Raw genomic sequence first — 17063 nt, forward strand, 5'->3', positions numbered from 1 at the left:
GGGCATGAGAGTGTCGGGGAGCGGACGGGCCGGGGGCCGGATCAAGGGGCGGTTGTCGGTCAACGAGCTGGCAGACCATGTGGTTAAGGCATTTCGACATGCCGGCTTGCCCGCTTTCCTTGAAGGAGAAGATGGCAGCGATGATCTGGCCGGAGCAGTCGTGAACGTCGAACCTGACGCCGAGATGGGCTCGGCTGCCGTGTCCGTGGGATGGCGCTGTGAGGTAAGTAAAATCCATGCTGCTCTGAGGGAATTGAGTGCAGGAGCTGCCGACACCCCACCCGCGAAGTATCCAGGAATTATCGGTACACATATGCAGAGTGCGCTCGTCAAAATTCTGTTGGGAGCCGGCATTATTGCCACTCCGAACAATGACAGCACGGATTCAGATCGTGTCCTTGTGTTCGCACGAGTCTCCGATCTTCCGACTGCGCTGCAGCCCACATTTGTTCCCCCGCAGCCGACGCCGTGATGATCCGTGTGCCGGGCAGCCCGACAGCCGCCCGGCACACACCCATGCCCAGCCCCGGTCACCAACCGCGGCCAGGCGCTCCACGTCCCCGGCGCGGCTGAGGTCGAGGGACCCAAGGGCGCTGCCCGGCGGGCGGGACTCCATGAACGGCACGGATGGTGCGGCCTTCGGACGCGTGGATGATTGCGATGGGTCTCGGCTTGATCGCGCCGACAACGCGCCCGGTATGCGCCCTGCCGTATCCGCCCCACCGGTCCTACCGTTGGGGTTTCGGACTCACGGGGAGGTTGCTGTGGCGGGAATCGTGGAGGGCAAGCACCGGTCGCCGATCGGTGATGACGGGCATCAGCCGAACCGCCCGCTGCCACCACCCCCGCCGCCTCCCCCGCCGCCGCCCACCGACCCCGACAAGAAGAAGTAGGCCTGTGGCCACCCTCCCGAGCCAAAACATCGCTGCTGCTGGCGAGACGCCGGTCGACACACTGCTCACCGCGGTCACGGAGCAGCTCGATCAAGCCCTGCCCACTCGCTTGGAACGGGCGTTTCGCCGTGTGGATCGGCACCGCTTCCTGCCGGAGCGGATCTGGCTGCGGGACGGGTCAGGCGGCTACGCACCCGTCGACCGCGTCACCGACCCCGACCGGTGGATGACGGCGGCCTACGCGGATCAACCGCTCGTCACTCGCTTCACCGACGGGCTGCCAACCTCCTCGGCATCGATGCCCTCGATGGTCGCGCGCATGCTGCTCCTGACCGGCCTCGCCGAACCCTCCTCAGCTGACGGGAACGCGGGCACCCGGGCGCTGGAGTTGGGCGCGGGCACCGGTTACAACGCGGGTCTGCTGTGTGCGCTGGTGGGGGACCGGCGGGTGACCACCGTGGAACTCGACCCGGTACTCGCCGCCGAGGCCCAGGAGAACCTGAAGGCGGCCGGATACACGCCAACAGTCGTGATCGGGGACGCCGCCGACTCCCGACCACCCGGCGGCCCCTGGGACGTGCTCCTCGCCACGTTCTCCGTCGACCACATCCCGCCCACCTGGCTCACCCAGATCCGAGCTGGCGGCCGGATCGTGACGCCGTGGACCTCGGCCTGGTGCACTTACGGCACCCTCGCCTTGACGGCCCCACAGCACGGCCACGGCGAAGGCAGGTTCCACTCCTTCGCCTCCTTCATGCCGATGGCACGCCCCGAGACTCGCCCGGACGAAGCGGCCCCCGCCTCGGCCACGCACGAAGGCGGAGTCGTGCGGTCGTCGACGACGTTGTCGCCGTGGGCGGTCGCGGGCGGTGACCTCGACGCCGAGTTCCACGTCGGCCTCACGGTCGCGGGGGCGTCGTTCGCCTGGGACACCAGCGGTGAACACGCCCACACCCGCCTCCAGGTCACCGACACCACCGGTTCCTGGGCGACCGTCGACTACGACGGGCGCACTTCGGCCGTGTTCGCCGTCGCCCAGGCAGGGGCCCGCCACCTGTGGGACGAGGTCACCACGGCGCACCAGCGGTGGGAACAACTGGGCCGGCCGCACATCGACCGCTACGGCCTCACCACCACAGGGCAGAACACCACGGTCTGGGTGGATTCGCCAGCGATCGCCGTGGCTGCTTTCTGACCTTCCCTGTGACCGGGGAAGGTCACTCACCGGTCCGCTGGTGCACGTGGAGGCGCGGGTGGACGTCTGCCGGACCGGGTACTTGTCCCGCTCTGCCCGTACCGCCGCGAGATGCCGCCTGGTCGTCCGCTGTCGCTGTTCGTCCGAAGCGGGGTTCAGCCCGTGTCACCGGCCTGCGCGCGTGGGGTGGCCCAGGAATCCGGGACGGGCCGTTGGGGCATGAGCGTGTCGGGGAGTTGATGGGTCGGGGGCCGGATCAGGGGGCCGTTGTCGGTCAGGGTGCGGGCGGTGAAGCCGGCGTGGTGGAGGCTGTTGGCGGCCTCGAAGGCGATCAGGGATCCCGTGCTCTGGTCGGCGGCTTCTTCGATGGCACGCAGGAGTTCGTCGGCCCAGTCGTTGCCGGTTCCGGCCGGGCCGGCCGGGTTCACACCGTCGGCAAGCGACAGGGCGAGGGTGCCGCGAACGCCGATGACGTAGAGGAGGAGCTCCCCGTGGCCGGTGGTGACGCCGGCGATCCGGTCGGCCCGAATCCGGCTCTGGCCGACACACACCCAAACCCGGGAGCGCCCCACGCTCACCATGCGCGCAACTGCGCCCCGCAGGGCCTCAGGACAACACTGACGGCGGTTTCGTTCATGCGGTCACGGTCGCAGAAAACACCCGGCTCGTTCCACAGAAAACCCATGTAGGTACGGACCCCTCCCTCAGATGGGTATCACGAGCGGCCATGGGGGATCCTCGGAACTTTCGTCAGAGCTGTCGAGGGCGTCTGTCCGGGGGACGGTGACTTGATCTCAGCGCGTCCCGCTGCAGAGCGCACCTCGAGGAGCGGTGGGATGGCGGTTGCTGGGAGCCGCGCCTGGGAGGGTTGCTGCTTTCGGTCTCGTGGCGCTGTCGGATGCGGGCGGGTTCGGCAGCCGTCACACGTCGCCGCTCACAGCCCCGGTCGACAGCATCCACTTCCACCCCCGGCCGCCTGACAGCGGAGTGCGCGTCCTTCGCCCCACGGTCGGGTCGTGGCTCTCAGGAGCCTTGTGAGAGTTGCGCGTCAGGGTCCCGGACGTCCGGTGTACGGGTTTCGTTCTCGTCGCCGGCCGGGTGGGGGATGCTGTGTGCGGTGCGGACGGCGTGCATGTGGAGCCACAGGGCTCGCAGGTCCTCGGGGCTTCCGCGGAGGGCGAGGGCGAGGCGGGCGACGAACTGCCAGTCGGCCAGGTGGTCGGCGGGTTCGGTGGATTCCAGGGCGGCGGTGATCTGTGCGGGGGTGAAGCTGCTGCTGCCGCGGCACAGGCTGTCGGGTTCCGGCGCCGCCGCGGCGAGCCACATGCCACGCAGTCCGTTCTGCAGCGCCCGGGCGGTCTTCGCGTGGTCTTCGAGGCGGGGTGGGGGAGACACCTGGATGCCTTGTGCCTTCTCCCACAGGGGGAGCAGATCGTCGGGGCTGGCCTTGCACAGTTCTGCGAATCGCTGGACGACGGGCCACTTCGGGGTCCGCTTGCCCAGCATGATCCGTGACAGCAGCGACGGGGAGATGCCCAACTCGCCCGCGAGGCCGCGTCCGGAGAGCGCGGAGGTGCGATGCAGGTGTGTCAGGGCGACGGCGAGCTGATAGCCGGGGTGGCCCGGAAGGGACGCGTTGGCCGGGGTGGGAAGAGTGACACCGCGCATCCGGGCGCGGGCCGTGGTGGCCGTGCGGCCGTCGCCGCGGGCATGGGGGCCGGAGCCACGTTCGGCGCGCCAGCCCACGACCTTCGCGACCTTGTCGCTCGCGAAGGAGTCCCGGGCATGCCCGGGCGCCATCGACAGCGCCTTGCCGATGTCCTCCCAACCGGCCCCGTACTCGTGGGCCTGACGAACGGCGACGGCCTTGAGGTCGGCGATCTCCCGCTCCAGCCGCACCACCTCCTTGACCAGATCCAGGGGACGCACGACGTAGGGGTGGTGGCTGAGGTGGAGGGCACGATTCGCCTTCGTGCGCAGCGCCTCGGCGATACGCACGACCTCCTGGTCGTGGTAGTCGGAGCGCTGGGGCGCCGAGAGATGACGGTTGCGGTAGGCAGCGGAGCGGCAGTCCTTCGAGCAGTACGTCGGGGGCCGGCCCGACGGCTTCGGGCGGGAGAACTTCTCCTTGCAGTAGGCACAGATCAGCAGGGCGGCGGTTTCCGGCATCAGTCCTCGAATGGGGTGCTGGCTGCGCTCACGCCAAAAGCGCGCGAGCACGCGAGGGTTTCGTCAGCGTGGCCCGGCGATCAGTACCGGCCAGGCCGAGGAAGAAATGAAGAAACGGCCCGTCCACCACTCCCGGAGAACGATGGACGGGGCGCTCAGATGCATGGTCAGACGGCGCCGGGCACAGCCGGCCATACGTGCCGCCGGCCTGCTACACGCCTGCGAAACCACGTGGAACGCCGCCCGGCCGCCGCCAGAACGGGCAGAACCAGAACGCCCGCGGCAGCCTGCTGCGGCTCGCGAATCAGCACGATCCCCAGCACCACCACCGCGATGAAGGGAATCAGCTGCACGTTGACACACCTGTCAACGCCCGCATAGGACTGGATACCCGCCAAGGGGGGCATGTTACGGTCGAAACCGCTGCTCAGCGCCTCAGTGCGCGGGGCGGAGAATCGAATGAAGGACAAGGTCGCTCCTGACGTTCGAACACGGTGGAAACGGCCACCCCCTGGTGATGGTGTGAGAGCCCGTCAGGGGGCGGCCGCATGCCGACATTAGCCCCCGGACTATGACGCACCGCCATTGCGAGATCGAGAAATCACAAGGTGCAGCACCCGGGCAGACAAAGTGTTGAGTCGAACATCCGAATAAACCTCATTCGGTCACTGGTGATCGATTTCATCCCGACTCCGCACAAACCGAGACCTTCACTGCTCAGCCATGATGCGCCGTCATACCGGCGCGTTCATAGAGCCGGTACCGGGCAGGCGGGCAGCACAGCCCGGGTGTCCGGGAGGCCGGGCAGGGCGTTGTGCACGCCGTTGATTTCCCGGGCCCGAAGCGGTCAGTCGATCTCCGTGGTCGAATGCGGCCTCGAATACAGCCGAGCCTTGTGGATCCGATCGCAGCCCAGGGTGCTTGCCTGGGTGTCGTTCACGTCGCCGTAGCGAAGCGGCCCTCTTCGTGAGGGCGATTCGGCTGATTCCCCCCGGCTGCGTTCTGGGTGCGAGATCGTCTGACGAGAGGCGGGAGATCCCGCCCAGAGCACGGTGTGTGGGAGGCGCGGTGGAGAAGGACGAGATCTGGACATCGGAGGAGTACGGCAGGTCGCACGAGGGTCGGGTCGGGACGCTCCTGGACGATGGGAGCAGTCCCAAGCCGGTGTACTTCGACTCGAACTCCGGCGGCTTCGGTTGGGAGGTCCGCCACTGGTCCGTCTACGACGGCGGCACCTACCCGCAGCGCCCGCAGGCGCACACGCTGCGGGGGGAGTGCTCGTGCGGCTGGCGGGGCGAGCCCCACACCGTGGACTGGACGAATGCCGGCGATCTCCCCTTCCGAGAGCACGGCTGGGAGACAGTCGGGGAGTGCCAGGACGACTGGGAGGGGCACATCACAGCCGTCGCCGCCACCACCGTCCCCCTACCCGCCGACCTGGAGACCCTCCTCCATGACGTCGCCGACGCGATCGACCGCCTAGGCCAGGACGCACCGACCGCCGCCCTCAAAGCTGCCCGCACTCTGGAACTCATCGCCGCACGCACTGCCCACGGTCCTGCCCACGACGCCCGAGGACAGGACCCGGAGAAGGTGGCCGCCGCCCTGGGATTGAACATCGACGACTCCCGATCCCTCCTGGCCCGCTACGGCGGCTGGAACCACTACGGCTGACCACTCGCGCCTGCGGCGAGTGGTCCGAGTGCGCGCGCCCCGACGGGCTGTTGTCCCTTGATCCCGGAGCGGGAGCGACCCGGCCGCCTCACCGCTGCCGACGGCGACGGTCAGGCCGACATAGGCACGACGGTGTGAATGGATTCTCCCGCGACCGCCGTGGCCCTCTTCTGACCTGCTGGAGGTGGGACCTGGTCGAGCCGGGGTTCGGCGATGCCGTCCCGGGTCTCCGATTCCTGAACTGTTCCGTCCGACCGAACTGACAGCTCCTGGGCCGCTTCGCGTGTTATTCGTCGAAGGTCACTTGGCACGGTTGCCACGGTGGTGTGGGTGTCCCGTCGGCGTCCAGTCCGTTCGGCCACAGTTCGTTGACCGAGACGGGTTGCTCGGTGAGGGTTGCGGCGTGGCCGGAGTCGGCGAGGTGGCGCGCCTGACGCAGCGCGCCTTCCATGTCGCCGGCCGCGTGTCGGAGCCGGACCAGGTGTATGCGGGCGTCAAGGTGGCCGGCACCGGCGGCCTTCCGTGCGGCTGCCTCCGCCTTCTCGGGGTCGCCTGTCATCTGCCACAGCCGAATCAGGGCGCCCCAGGCATCGGGGTGTTCGCTCTCTTCGAGTCGTCTGGCACAGTCCTCGACCGCGTCCCGATCGCCGGCCCGCGCCCGCAGGAGTGCCAGGCTGAGCCAGGCGTCCGGCATGCCGAGGTCGGCGGACTGCTGGGCGGCGGCTTGCGCGCCCGGCAAGTCGCCGGCTTCGTGCCTCAGCGCGGTCAGTGAGCTGTGTGCGGCCAGGTTGCCAAGCCCGGCGGAGCGCTGCATGGAGTCTTCCGCACCTGTAATGTCTCCGGCCGCGGCCTGCAACTGAGCAAGCAGGGCCCAGGAGCCGAACTCTCCGGCCTCCGCGCCAAGGCGCGCGAACCGCTCCGCCTGCTCAAGCTGTCCCAGTCCCTGGCACAAGAAGACCAACCCGGACCAGGCCATGGGGTATCCGGCGTCAGTGGATCGCCGCGCGTACTCTTCCGCGCCCTCCCAGTCGCCGACGATCCCTCTGTAGGTCGCCAGGGACGACCAGATACCAACGTCGTGAGCTTCCGCGATCCGCGCTGATTTCTCGGCGCCCTGTCGGTCACCCACCCGTTCCTGCAAGGTCGCCAGATGCGACCATGCCATCGCGGCTCCGGCCTCAGCGGCACACCGCATGAAATGCAGAGCCCCGGCAAGGTCTCCGGCTTCCTCTCGGATCCAGGAAGCGAGCGTCCAGGCATGCACTTCGCCGGCCTCCGCGGCGCGGAGCGCCAGCCGCTCCGCGCCCTCCCAGTCACGAGCCCGCCGCAGGCATTGAGCCATCTCCATCAAGGCGGTGGTGTCTCCGGAACGGGCCGCCTTCCCGCGCAGGGCATCGGCCCATTGCAGGCGGTGCCGCTGTTCTGCGGCCACGGCGAGGTTCCTCAGGTCCTCGGGTCGGGTGAGGAAGATGTTGGCCGCGGCCCAGAACGAGGCCGGCGGACAGAGCGAGCCGCGCGCGAGACGTCCGTGCTGTTCGAGGTAGTCGGCGAGCCGCATCAGCGGCCCTGCCGGAGCAGTGAGTCCAGGAGCGGTTGCTGTGTCGGGAGCGGCGCTGTCCGGACGACGCACCGGCCTGAGGGCGCTTTCGTAGAGCGGGGGTTGATGTCCGTGGACGCTTCGGGCGAGCTCCGTGTAAGCGTGCGCGGGCCAATCGTCACCGAGGCGGTCGTAGTCGTGATCGCTGAGGTAGTCGACCGCCGCTTCGGTGAGGAAGCTCTGGGGGAGGCGGAGCCCGACACCCAGACGCCGGGCGTCCATCGCGGCCTCCAGCAGCGCCCGGACCGCGGGAGTGCCGTTGTCGTACCGGCGCTGCAACTCGGTTGCCCCGGCGAGTTCCTGGGCGAGACGCCCGTGAGCCTTGGCTCGGCCCAGAGCGTCCTCCAGAAGTGCATCGCCGCCCTGGGCGAGGGCCGCCGTGACGGACAAGGCTTCCTCGTCGAAGGTGTCGGGAACCGCGAGGATGCGCCCCGCGAGGATCTCGCGGACGCGACTGTGCAGGTCTGGCAGGCCGGGGATGGGCAGGGCCGCGTACTTGTCGGCGAACTCGTTCCACAGGGTGCCCAGGACCAGGACCGGACCGCGGCCGGGATCGGTGAGCAGCGTGTGCAGCGCCGCGGCGATCCGTTCGCCTGATCGTGAGTCGTCGAAGTAGTTCTGGGCCTCGTTGAGCCAGACCACCGTGCGCGGGCTGACCTGGTGGAGGCCTTCGAGGGCAGCGTCTGCGCGGGTCGGATCGAAGGGATGCCACAGACGCCAGCCGTGCGCGTCGAGGGGTTGGACCGCTTCCCAACAGGCGCGAGTCTTGCCCGTGGAGGACGACCCGACCAGGACGAGCATCCGACTTCCGCCGCCCGCTGCTTCGCGGACGACGTCGGCGAGGACCTGATCGTGGGCGCGCGGCACATACCCCGAAAGAACCTGACTCCGGCTCGCATCCGTGGCGGTCGAACCGGTTCCGGCCGGGTGGACCTCCAAGTCGTGGGGATCCCAGCCACCGATCGGCCTCCCGAGGCCCCCGCCCCTGCTGGTGCTCTACCCGCTGCGATTCGGTGCAGAGCCAGCAGCTCCTGCTCCGGCAGGCGCAGAGCCCTGGCCAAGGCAGCGACTGTCGCTGCAGTCGGCATAGGACCGTTGACGCTCAGAGCCCGCGAGGTTGTCGTATGTCCCAGTCCTGACCGAGTTTCGAGCTGCTTCATGCTCAGTCCGGCCGCCGCCCGGCCGTCAGCCAGCCTTGCGCGAAGCCGGCCCAGCGCCTCCTTCCGGTCGCCCGCCTCAATGTCTGCCACCGCGCCCCACCCTCGTGTTCGCCGGTGTTCATCTTCGTACGGGCGAACCACGGCGAACACCTATTCCGGGACTTTGGTCAGGTCAACGCACCTCTTCGACCTGGGAGTCCCCCTTGAACCAGCTCACCGTCGTCCTGCTTGCTGCCGCCTGCGTCTTCCTCTTCGCGCTCATGGCTGCCGCTGCGGCAGGCTTGCTCGCGCGGCTCGACGGAGCCACATACCCCGCCACGCTGACCCGGGCAGCAGCGACGTTTACCGCGGTGCTTGGTCTCAGTGCCGCCATCGCGACCGTCCTGGCTCAGCTCCTGTCGTGAACCTGCCGCACGGGCATCCGGCGACCTGCGGGGGCCGGTCGCCGGCTGATGGCCGTTTCTAAGCGGCGGGTTCGTAGACGACGGTCGTGGTGGGGCAGTCCTCGGCGAGCCCGAGCAACGCCAAGCGCTCGTTTTCATCGACGGCCAGGTCCCAGCGGAGCTTCGTGCCGACCCACGTCGCTGCGTACGTGCAGTGCTAGGAGCCATCCGACGGCAGCCACTCCGCCGGGTCCTTGTCGGCCTTGGACCTGTTGGAGGCGGCGGATACGGCGATCAGAGTGTCGGGGCTGTTCTGGTCGTTCGCGTACGCCTCCCGCCGGGCCGCCGACCACGGCGCCTGCTCGGAGTCGTAGACCTCGGCGAGGGGGACGAAGTGGTCGACGTCGAGCCGGCCCGCGTCCGTCACGACGACGTTGTCGTAGGCGGAGCGCCAGGAACCGCCGGTCAGCTTGCAGCCAGCCGCGACAGCAGGAGCCTCGACGGCTTCGGCGAGGATGACCTCCCTTCGGGTGTCACAGCCGTCCCCGGCATTGAGGCCCTTGTTCCAGTGCTTGTACAGCTCCCGCTTGTAGCCCTCGCGGTGCTCGACGGCCACGGGGAGCCGGTCGATCGCCTCGAACAGCGGCAGCGGAGCACGCACCCCGGACGGACCGGCTACGCCGGCGCCGCCGTGGCGGCGGGGGCGGAGTGCGCGGCCGGAGCCGCGAGGACGGGAAGGGCGCAGAGGGCGAGCGCGGGCAGACCGCGCAGCATCAGGTTCTTGATCACACAGATGGATCTAGCGGGTCCGGCACCAGTCCCGACAGGTTCTCGGCGTTCAACTCACTCGTGCGGGCGCCCGGATTCACTGCAGAAACGAGCCTGCGCCCTCACGCCTGCCGGGGCTACCCCCGGACCCTGCGGCATCAGGTCCGAGAGCGGCGCCGGTGGGCTCCGATGGACGGGGTGCCTCGGCGACGCAGTCGTGGACGAAATGATCGCGGGTAGGGGAAAATTCAGCGATGAACAGCAAGTGGCCGCGCTCATGGGGTGAGGACAGCGGCAGGGGCGACGGGAAGACCACTGGTGCGCCGGTTCCGGGGGATCGCGGGATCTCGGCGGGTGCCGAGGTGGGGGTGGGCATCACAGGAAACGGGAACCAGTTGACCGTCGATGGTGATGTTGTCAGCGGCGACAAGCACGAGATCAGCACGACGACGGAGTACCACTATCACGCTTCCGTGACTGCGGCGGCCGGGACGTCCTCGACCGTGCTCCCGTCCCGTGTTGATCGGCAGGAGCAGGCGGAGCTGATTCTCGTCGGGCCGCTGAACACTCATGTGCTCGCGCCCCTTCTCCGCAGGGCTGACACCGTTCTGTCGACAGACCCCGAGCAGGCCGCCCGTCTCTATGGAGAAATTGCCTCCAGCCTCCATGCCACCGGTTTCCACGGGCACGCAGCCGTGATGCAGCGCAAGCAGATGGCAGCCTTGCAAGCCGCTGGCCACATCGTCGCCGCCGTGGAGATGGCAGGCAGTCTCGCGGTCGCTTCCCTGCGAGCCGGAGATCACGACCAAGCGTGGTCCTTGGCCAGAGACATCCCGAGGCTGGCGTTCAAGAGCACCGAAGCCGGGGAACCGCGAGCAGACAGAGCAGAGCGGATCGCGAAACTGCTGCAGGCCGCCGCAGAAAGCCTGCTCCACCCGCTGGGCGACTTGGAAAGCCTTCGTGAGGTCCTCTCAGGCACTTCTGCCGAGCAGGACCCCGAGTACCGTCCCGTACTCATCCTCCTGCTCGCCGAACAGGCACTGGCCTTCAACCCAGCCTCGGTCCATGAACTCGACGCGCTCGTATCGGAAGCCATCAATACCCTGGACAACGGAGGCGACGACGCGGACCACATACTGCTCCGGCTTCGCCTGATACGCGCTCACTACGACCCCTCCGCACGACGCGCACTGCACCAGCAGGCGCGCCGTCACCACATGACGGGCCGACCCGCGGCGATGGTCTTCGCACGGGAGGGACGCCGGCTCGCCGAAGAAGGGGAAGCCGACGCCGCCGTCGAGGCGTACCGCGATGCCGTCGATGCGGGCATCCGAGCCGACCTGACACAGGACGCTGCGGACTGGCTGTACAGCATCAGGAGCATCAACGTCTCGTACGGCCCGTTGGCGGGCGACATCGACGACGAGCATCGACTCGCGCAGGCACTCCGTGCGACTGGCACGGGTCGCCTTCTCGTCCGGGCCCGCCAGCCCCGTGAGCAGGCTCTGTCCGCACTTGTGCGGGAAAAGCCTCGCGAAGCCATCACCGCCGCGCAACGTTGGCTCGTTGACACCGTGGTGACAGGGGACTGGACAGGAGAACTCGAAGCACTGCGATTCCTTGCCGACCTGTACCAGGACAACACCGAGACCGGGCTGGCGGCGGACTACTACCAGCGAGCGGGAGAGGCGGAACGAGCCAAGAAGCTCGCTGCCGCCTCCGGCGACACGCTGCTTCCTCTCGGGCCGCTCCAAGGCGTGCCGTGGCGGGTCTCCCGGGCGCGAGCAGCACAGCTGGAAGCACAGGCAGACCTCCTGGATGACGATGCCGCCACCGCTCTCCTCGGTGAACTCATCGACATGGCTCAGCAGCTACTGTCCGGAGACCTGGCTGACTCGCCTCTCCGACACCTCCTGCACCAAGTCCTCAGGAGCGCCTGCACCCTCGCCCCGCGGGGGACGGCCGAGCAGGCCGGTCAGGTGCTCACCGACCTCGTCGATTCAAAACGGACTCATCGAGGCGCAACCTGGTTCGCCATCGCGGACCGGCACCCGAGCCTCGCCCTCCAGGCCGTCACCAAGCTGCTCGACGAAGCTGAGCAAGGTTCATATGACGCCTGGGAGTCACTCGGCGAGAGGCGGTGGATTCAGATCCTCATCTCCCCATCATCCCCGCTGACGGCAGCCGAGCAGGCAGCCTGCCAAACGCGGCTCGCCGCCCTCGCCAACCTCGCCGACGACAACAAGTACCCGGCCGCCCTCGCCCTGAGCCAGGCGGTCCCCGACCACCCCACCGTGCGGACCGCCGCCCTGGAGGCCCTGAACCGCATCCTGTCCCGACCCGCGCCCGACCCGCACAACACCACCATCGGCGATCAGCTGGCGAACGACGCACTTCTGGTCTGCCAGCTCGACGAACCCAGTCGCCGACGCTGCGCCGCCAGACTCATGGAAATAGCCTCGGACAGGCGCGAGATCGCTGACGCCCGACGCAGCGCCCTGACCGGCCTCTGTAACCTGATCACAGACTTGCCGCCGGTCGAGAAATCAGCCATCTACCGTCAGGCGCAGCCCTTCGTCCTGGGCGAGCAGGATGGAAGTCATCTCGACAGCGAAATGACCGGCACCCCTCACCCACTCAGCGCCGCGCGCATCTCCTTCGGTACGGCGTCCTTGCGTGGGCCGGCCCTGGAGTTGGCGCATCGAGCCGCGGAACTCGATGAGGAACACCATTGGGTGCGGGAGAACGCCGTCGCATTGCTCCGTACCGACGTTCCCTCGGACGTCGGTGACGCAGCCCGCGTTCTCGCGTATCTGCCGCCGCAGATCGCGCTCAGTGTCGACCCCGCGCTACTGGTCACACACCACAACAGGACCGTCCGTCAGGCCGGTGCCTTCCTCGCCGTTTCCCACGCGAGTCAGCACCCCCGAACGATCCGCCGACTCGCTGAAGACAATGACCACACCGTCCGCCGCACATTGGCCGAGGTCGCCGAGCTTCGAAAGAAGGAAGGACCTGTCGATCCGGTGGTACCGGAAGTGCTGGAGCGGCTCGCCGACGATGTCCGCGCCAGCGTGCGACACGCGGCCCTCGCCGCCGCCAGAGCATCCTGAAGGACCTTGTCGTCGCGGGCCAATAAGGGCGTCGGTCTCGTGCAAGGAGGTGGATACCCGCTGGTCTTGGACCCGGTAGGCCGCGGCAACACGTACGGCATCAGGCGGTCGTGCGGGACGATGCCGCGGCTCACTCACTTACGCCGCGTCGCCGTGCTCGGAGCGGGCTCGCTCATCCCACCCCATGGCGTTGGTGCTGCCCGTCTCAACTTCCCCGGAACGGATCGACCCATGGGCCGTATCGTTCACGTGTGGTGTCTGGGTCAGGTGCGTGAGGAGTAGTCCGATGGCTGTTTCAAGGGTAATGCGACGCGTGTACATCGCGGTCGCGGCGGTGTCGGCGGCCGCAGTCGTGGGCTTGATCCTTGCGGTTGTGCTGGTGGATCTGGACACCGCTGACCGCGTGGCCAGCATCATCGGGGCCATGATCGCTGCGATTTCCCTTGCCGTATCCATGTACACGTTGAACCGGCCGACTGGCGTTGCCGTCGCGGGGGCCCGATCGGTGCAAGCCGGCGGCAGCATCAGGCGCGCAGTAACCGGTGACAACAACCGTCAGCAGGGTCCGCCTGCCGAACCTCAGCCCCCGGCCGCAGGCCCCAGCCCGAGTGCCACGACAACGGTACCCGGCGTGCCGGGGGAGCGCGGAGTTGCTGCTGGCGGATCCATCGGTGAGGCGATCACTGGTGATGGGAACCAGCAGACGTGATCTGGTTCTTCGCTAGGCGGTTCGAGCAGCTGCAGCACCTTCGTGGGTACAGGCCGCTGATCCAGGACCCCTGAGCTGCGCTCGTCAGCCGTGAGGTCAAGTACGAGCTGTGGATACAGAACTGCGGATGCGGGCCGTGGGGACAAAGTGGCCACGGTGTCGGCGGCATGCGCCGTCCGTATCCGCTCGAAGGATCCTGATGAGGACGTGTTCGATCAGTCCCATCCGCTGAGGCCGGACTGGCCGGGGGGACATCCCCTTGCAGTCGCCGGGATTGTGTCGCTTTGGGAGCTTTCTTCTTCGCACCTCTGGCGGTCATTCTGCGGACCACGCTGGAGGTGGCGCAGGATCCGGCGAGCACGATGATCGTGGCGAGGGCGGCGACGAGTCCGCACCCGATTGACTTGGGGGACGGCCCGGGACCGCTGGCCGCTCCGGTGCCTGGGCGGGGAAGACGTAGGCGCGGGTCGAAGTGGACGTCGTTTCTCCGGTCGCGCGATGATTTTCCCTGTAGAACGTATGGCACGCTTCAAGCCGTTCCTGCTGTAGAAGACGTGGCAGCAGCTTGCTTCGTTACGTCAAGTCGCTTGGGACGGCGGGAGGGTTCGATTTGGTCAGGCCTTCCTGCCGGCGCACGCGCGGTACTTCCTCAGGCGGCGCTGGAACGAGGCGGCCGATGCCGGGCAGTGGCCTCAGCGATCAGTATCGCGGCGCGCTCCACCTCGGCGGCAGTGGTGTTGCGGCCGATGCCCAGGCGTAGGGTGCGGCGGGCCTGGGTGCGGGTGAGGCTGATGGCGGTGAGGACATGAGAGGGGTCGCTGGTGCCGGTGTTGCAGGCGGATCCGGTGGAGGCGGCAAGTTCGGGGAGGCGGTCGAGGACGTCTGCGGCCTCGGTGTCCGGGAGGGTGAGGCTGAGGGTGCCGGGCAGTCGTTGGGTGGGGTGCCCATTGATGGTGGCGCCGGGGATCGCGGCGAGGAGTCTGTCCTGGAGGTGGTCGCGCAGGGCGCGAATCTGGGTGAGGGCGGGGGCGGTATCGCTGGTGATGAGGTGGGCGGCGGCACCGAGGCCCACGATGGCGGGAACATTGAGGGTGCCGGCTCGTAATCCGCGTTCCTGGCCGCCGCCGGTCTGCTGGGCGGTGAGGAGGGTGCCGCCGCGGACGTAGAGGGCGCCGATGCCTTTGGGTCCGTAGAGTTTGTGGGCGGAGAGCGAGGCGAGGTCGACGCCGAGTTCGTCGGCGTCGAGGAGCCCGTATCCGGCGCTCTGTGCGGCGTCGGTGTGCAGGAGGATTCCGCGGTGGGCGGTCAGTTGGGAGATGGCGGCGATCCGCTGGAGGGTGCCGATCTCGTTGTTTGCGTGCATGACGGAGACGAGGACGGTGTTCGGGGTGAGGGCGGCGGCGATGTCCCCGGGCTGGACTCGTCCGTGCTCGTCGACGGCGACGCGGGTGGAGGTGTAGCCGTGGTGGTCGACGAGGCGTTGGACGGCGGCGAGGACGGCCTTGTGCTCGATCGTGGTGGTGATGACGTGGCCGCCGCGGGGGCGTTTGGCGAGGGCGCCGCCGACGATGGCGAGGTGGTTGGCCTCGGTGGCGCCGGAGGTGAAGATGACCTCGATGGGGTTCTTGGCGCCGATGAGGTGGGCGACGCGGCGGCGGGCGGTGGCGACGGCCTTGGCCGCTTCCCGGCCGTAGGCGTGGGCACTGTTGGGGTTGCCGTACGCGGTGGTGAGGTACGGCAGCATCTCCTCCAGGACGCGGGGGTCGAGTGGGGTGGTGGCCTGGTGGTCGAGGTAGATCGGTCGGTTGGTCACGCTGTCTCCTTCTTGGCCCGGGCGGCGGCCGGCGTGGCCGCGGCGTATTTTCGTTCGCCGTCGACGAGGTCCCAGTAGACGGTGCGGGGCTCGGCGAAGACGGAGTAGGCGGTGGCCAGGCACCGCCAGTTCCGGTTGGGCTGGGCCCGGGTGAGGACGAAGGCGTCCTCGAAGAGTTTGTCGGCGCGCCGCATCAGGGCCGGGCGCGGGTCCTGGGGGCCGAACAGCTGCAGGTAGCCGTGTTCGCGGAGCCACGTTTCGGCGTGCTCGGGCTGAGGGTCTCCGGCGAGTTGTCCGCCGTCGGCCAGGGTCTGGGCCGCGAGGCGCTCCAGGCGGCGGAGCCGGCGTGCTTCCTCCCCGCCGGGGCAGTGGTCGCCGCGGAAGTGCCACTCGTTCCAGCGGGGGGTGGTGTAGTGGTCCCAGTCGACGTCGTCGAGCTGGGCGGTGACCTGGGGCGGGAGTTCACCGCGGGTGAGGTCGGCGACGTCATAGCCGGGGCCGAGCGCTTCGAGGGTGAAGGTCCCCCGTATGCCGGGGCCCGGGCGGTCCATGCGGATCATGACGGTGAGTTTGTTGGTGAAGCGGTTGGTGGGGCCGGCCAGGATGACCGCGCGTCCGTCGGCCAGCAGGGGCTGCGCGCGGTGTGCGATCTCGCCGATGGGGAAGGTGTTGCCCCCGCGGTAGTAGGCCTTCTTCTCGACGCCGCCGTCGGAGCGGATCATCAGTCTGTCGGTGCCGAGCGTGGTGGCGAGGGCGTGGGTGGCGGTGCGTATGTCGGCCGGGCTCTGGCCGGGTCGTAACAGGGACGCGTTCAGGGTGGGGAGGCCGAGCGAGTGGAGCAGTGCCATGGTCTGCCATTTCGGCCACCGTCGGTCTCTTGCGGCCGCCACGAGTTCCTCGGCGCTCTGAGTGTGCAGCGGTCGAGGTAAGGGAATCGCCATGATGTTCCCCCCTCGTCGTCAGGCCGTTGCGGTGGCCCGGATGGCAGCGGTCAGAGTCTCGTAGGTCTGGTGCTTGGCCTCGGTGAAGGGGTGGTCGCGCCAGTCGTACTGCTCGCCGATGCCAAGCTGGTCGGCGACGACGCGGCGGACGAACTGGCGTGCGAACCGGCCGTCGGCGGGCCAGTAGTGGAGCTCGCCCGGGTAGGGCGACAGGTACAGGTACGAAGTCTCGGCGGCCGCGGGCAGGTCGACGAGCGAGGAGAGGCGCCGGCCCGTGCCACCGACCTTCTCATAGGCGGCCAGGATGGCGTCCGGGTCCGGTACGGGGATGAGGTGGAGGTGAGCGTGGCTGCAGCAGGAGGCGCCGAGCTCGCAGTCCCGCGGTCCGTGCTCGGCGACGATGGTGGGCCCGTAGTGAGCCTGGATCAGGGTGCGCATCGACTCCAGGCCGGCGGCGACCTTCGGGAGGTCGTCGGGCGGGACGTCGGCGGCGGCGTCGAGGTGCTCCAGCGGCATGTAGAGGGAGTAGCCGGGGGTGAGGCAGCCGACGGTGGGCAGGAGGACCCAGCGGTCGATCGTCTCGGTGATGATGCGGGTCTTGGGCTCGCGTGCGGTGAACTCGGTGCAAAACTGGCAGTCGTCCATGTC

General features: G+C 68.6%; 14 protein-coding genes and 1 pseudogene. 6 read left to right on the top strand and 9 right to left on the bottom strand.

Annotation, left to right across the window (positions count from 1 at the left end; all coding sequences use genetic code 11):
• Positions 1-52 precede the first annotated feature (52 nt).
• Both OHA84_RS36730 and OHA84_RS36735 read left to right on the top strand, forming a co-directional pair.
• Entirely contained in the window at positions 53-472 is a 420-nt protein-coding gene (locus tag OHA84_RS36730; RefSeq protein ID WP_266967112.1) for a hypothetical protein, read from the top strand.
• A gap of 425 nt (positions 473-897) precedes the next feature.
• Complete coding sequence (locus OHA84_RS36735) at positions 898-2088, top strand: protein-L-isoaspartate O-methyltransferase (RefSeq protein ID WP_266967111.1); 1191 nt, start codon at positions 898-900, stop codon at positions 2086-2088.
• Between the two features lie 155 nt (positions 2089-2243).
• On the opposite strand, the gene OHA84_RS36740 is transcribed toward OHA84_RS36735, so the two are convergent.
• The 3 genes from OHA84_RS36740 to OHA84_RS36750 all read right to left on the bottom strand — a co-directional run bounded on the left by OHA84_RS36740 (position 2244) and on the right by OHA84_RS36750 (position 4655).
• Positions 2244-2669 carry a hypothetical protein gene (locus OHA84_RS36740; RefSeq protein ID WP_266967109.1) on the bottom strand — a complete coding sequence of 142 codons (426 nt, stop codon included), beginning with the start codon at positions 2667-2669 and terminating at the stop codon, positions 2244-2246.
• Positions 2670-3111: 442 nt separating this feature from the next.
• Entirely contained in the window at positions 3112-4257 is a 1146-nt protein-coding gene (locus tag OHA84_RS36745; protein WP_371591567.1) for a helix-turn-helix domain-containing protein, read from the bottom strand.
• Between the two features lie 167 nt (positions 4258-4424).
• Positions 4425-4655 carry a hypothetical protein gene (locus OHA84_RS36750; protein WP_266975992.1) on the bottom strand — a complete coding sequence of 77 codons (231 nt, stop codon included), beginning with the start codon at positions 4653-4655 and terminating at the stop codon, positions 4425-4427.
• A gap of 670 nt (positions 4656-5325) precedes the next feature.
• Here OHA84_RS36750 and OHA84_RS36755 point away from each other — a divergent pair.
• A complete protein-coding gene (locus OHA84_RS36755; RefSeq protein ID WP_266975990.1) occupies positions 5326-5931 on the top strand; it encodes a hypothetical protein in 606 nt (201 codons plus the stop codon).
• 286 nt (positions 5932-6217) lie between these two features.
• Here the strand turns inward: OHA84_RS36755 and OHA84_RS36760 are convergent, their stop codons facing one another.
• Together OHA84_RS36760 and OHA84_RS36765 are read right to left on the bottom strand one after the other, a co-directional pair.
• Positions 6218-8395: a hypothetical protein gene (locus OHA84_RS36760; RefSeq protein WP_266975988.1), complete on the bottom strand. Its 2178-nt coding sequence runs from the start codon at positions 8393-8395 to the stop codon at positions 6218-6220.
• 212 nt (positions 8396-8607) lie between these two features.
• A pseudogene (locus tag OHA84_RS36765) lies at positions 8608-8688 on the bottom strand (hypothetical protein); the annotation flags it as partial.
• 203 nt (positions 8689-8891) lie between these two features.
• On the opposite strand from OHA84_RS36765, the gene OHA84_RS36770 reads away from it, so the two are divergent.
• On the top strand, positions 8892-9092 hold the full coding sequence (locus OHA84_RS36770) for a hypothetical protein (protein WP_266975986.1): 201 nt from the start codon (positions 8892-8894) through the stop codon (positions 9090-9092).
• A gap of 196 nt (positions 9093-9288) precedes the next feature.
• On the opposite strand, the gene OHA84_RS36775 is transcribed toward OHA84_RS36770, so the two are convergent.
• Entirely contained in the window at positions 9289-9732 is a 444-nt protein-coding gene (locus tag OHA84_RS36775) for an HNH endonuclease (protein WP_323182085.1), read from the bottom strand.
• Positions 9733-10093: 361 nt separating this feature from the next.
• Here OHA84_RS36775 and OHA84_RS36780 point away from each other — a divergent pair, with 361 nt between their 5' ends.
• Positions 10094-12952, top strand: coding sequence for a hypothetical protein (locus OHA84_RS36780; RefSeq protein WP_266975985.1), 2859 nt, complete (start codon positions 10094-10096; stop codon positions 12950-12952).
• Between the two features lie 286 nt (positions 12953-13238).
• Entirely contained in the window at positions 13239-13661 is a 423-nt protein-coding gene (locus tag OHA84_RS36785) for a hypothetical protein (RefSeq protein ID WP_266975984.1), read from the top strand.
• Between the two features lie 649 nt (positions 13662-14310).
• On the opposite strand, the gene OHA84_RS36790 is transcribed toward OHA84_RS36785, so the two are convergent.
• The 3 genes from OHA84_RS36790 to OHA84_RS36800 form a co-directional block, all read right to left on the bottom strand.
• A complete protein-coding gene (locus tag OHA84_RS36790; protein WP_266975983.1) occupies positions 14311-15474 on the bottom strand; it encodes a cysteine desulfurase family protein in 1164 nt (387 codons plus the stop codon).
• Complete coding sequence (locus OHA84_RS36795; RefSeq protein ID WP_266975982.1) at positions 15471-16322, bottom strand: hypothetical protein; 852 nt, start codon at positions 16320-16322, stop codon at positions 15471-15473. Before OHA84_RS36795 ends, OHA84_RS36790 begins: the two co-directional genes overlap by 4 nt.
• 111 nt (positions 16323-16433) lie before the next feature.
• Positions 16434-17060 (bottom strand): hypothetical protein, encoded by a 627-nt coding sequence (locus tag OHA84_RS36800; RefSeq protein ID WP_266975981.1) that lies wholly within the window; start codon positions 17058-17060, stop codon positions 16434-16436.
• Between the last annotated feature and the right edge of the window lie 3 nt (positions 17061-17063).

It is taken from the genome of Streptomyces sp. NBC_00513, from assembly GCF_041431415.1.
Taxonomy (GTDB): Bacteria; Actinomycetota; Actinomycetes; order Streptomycetales; family Streptomycetaceae; genus Streptomyces.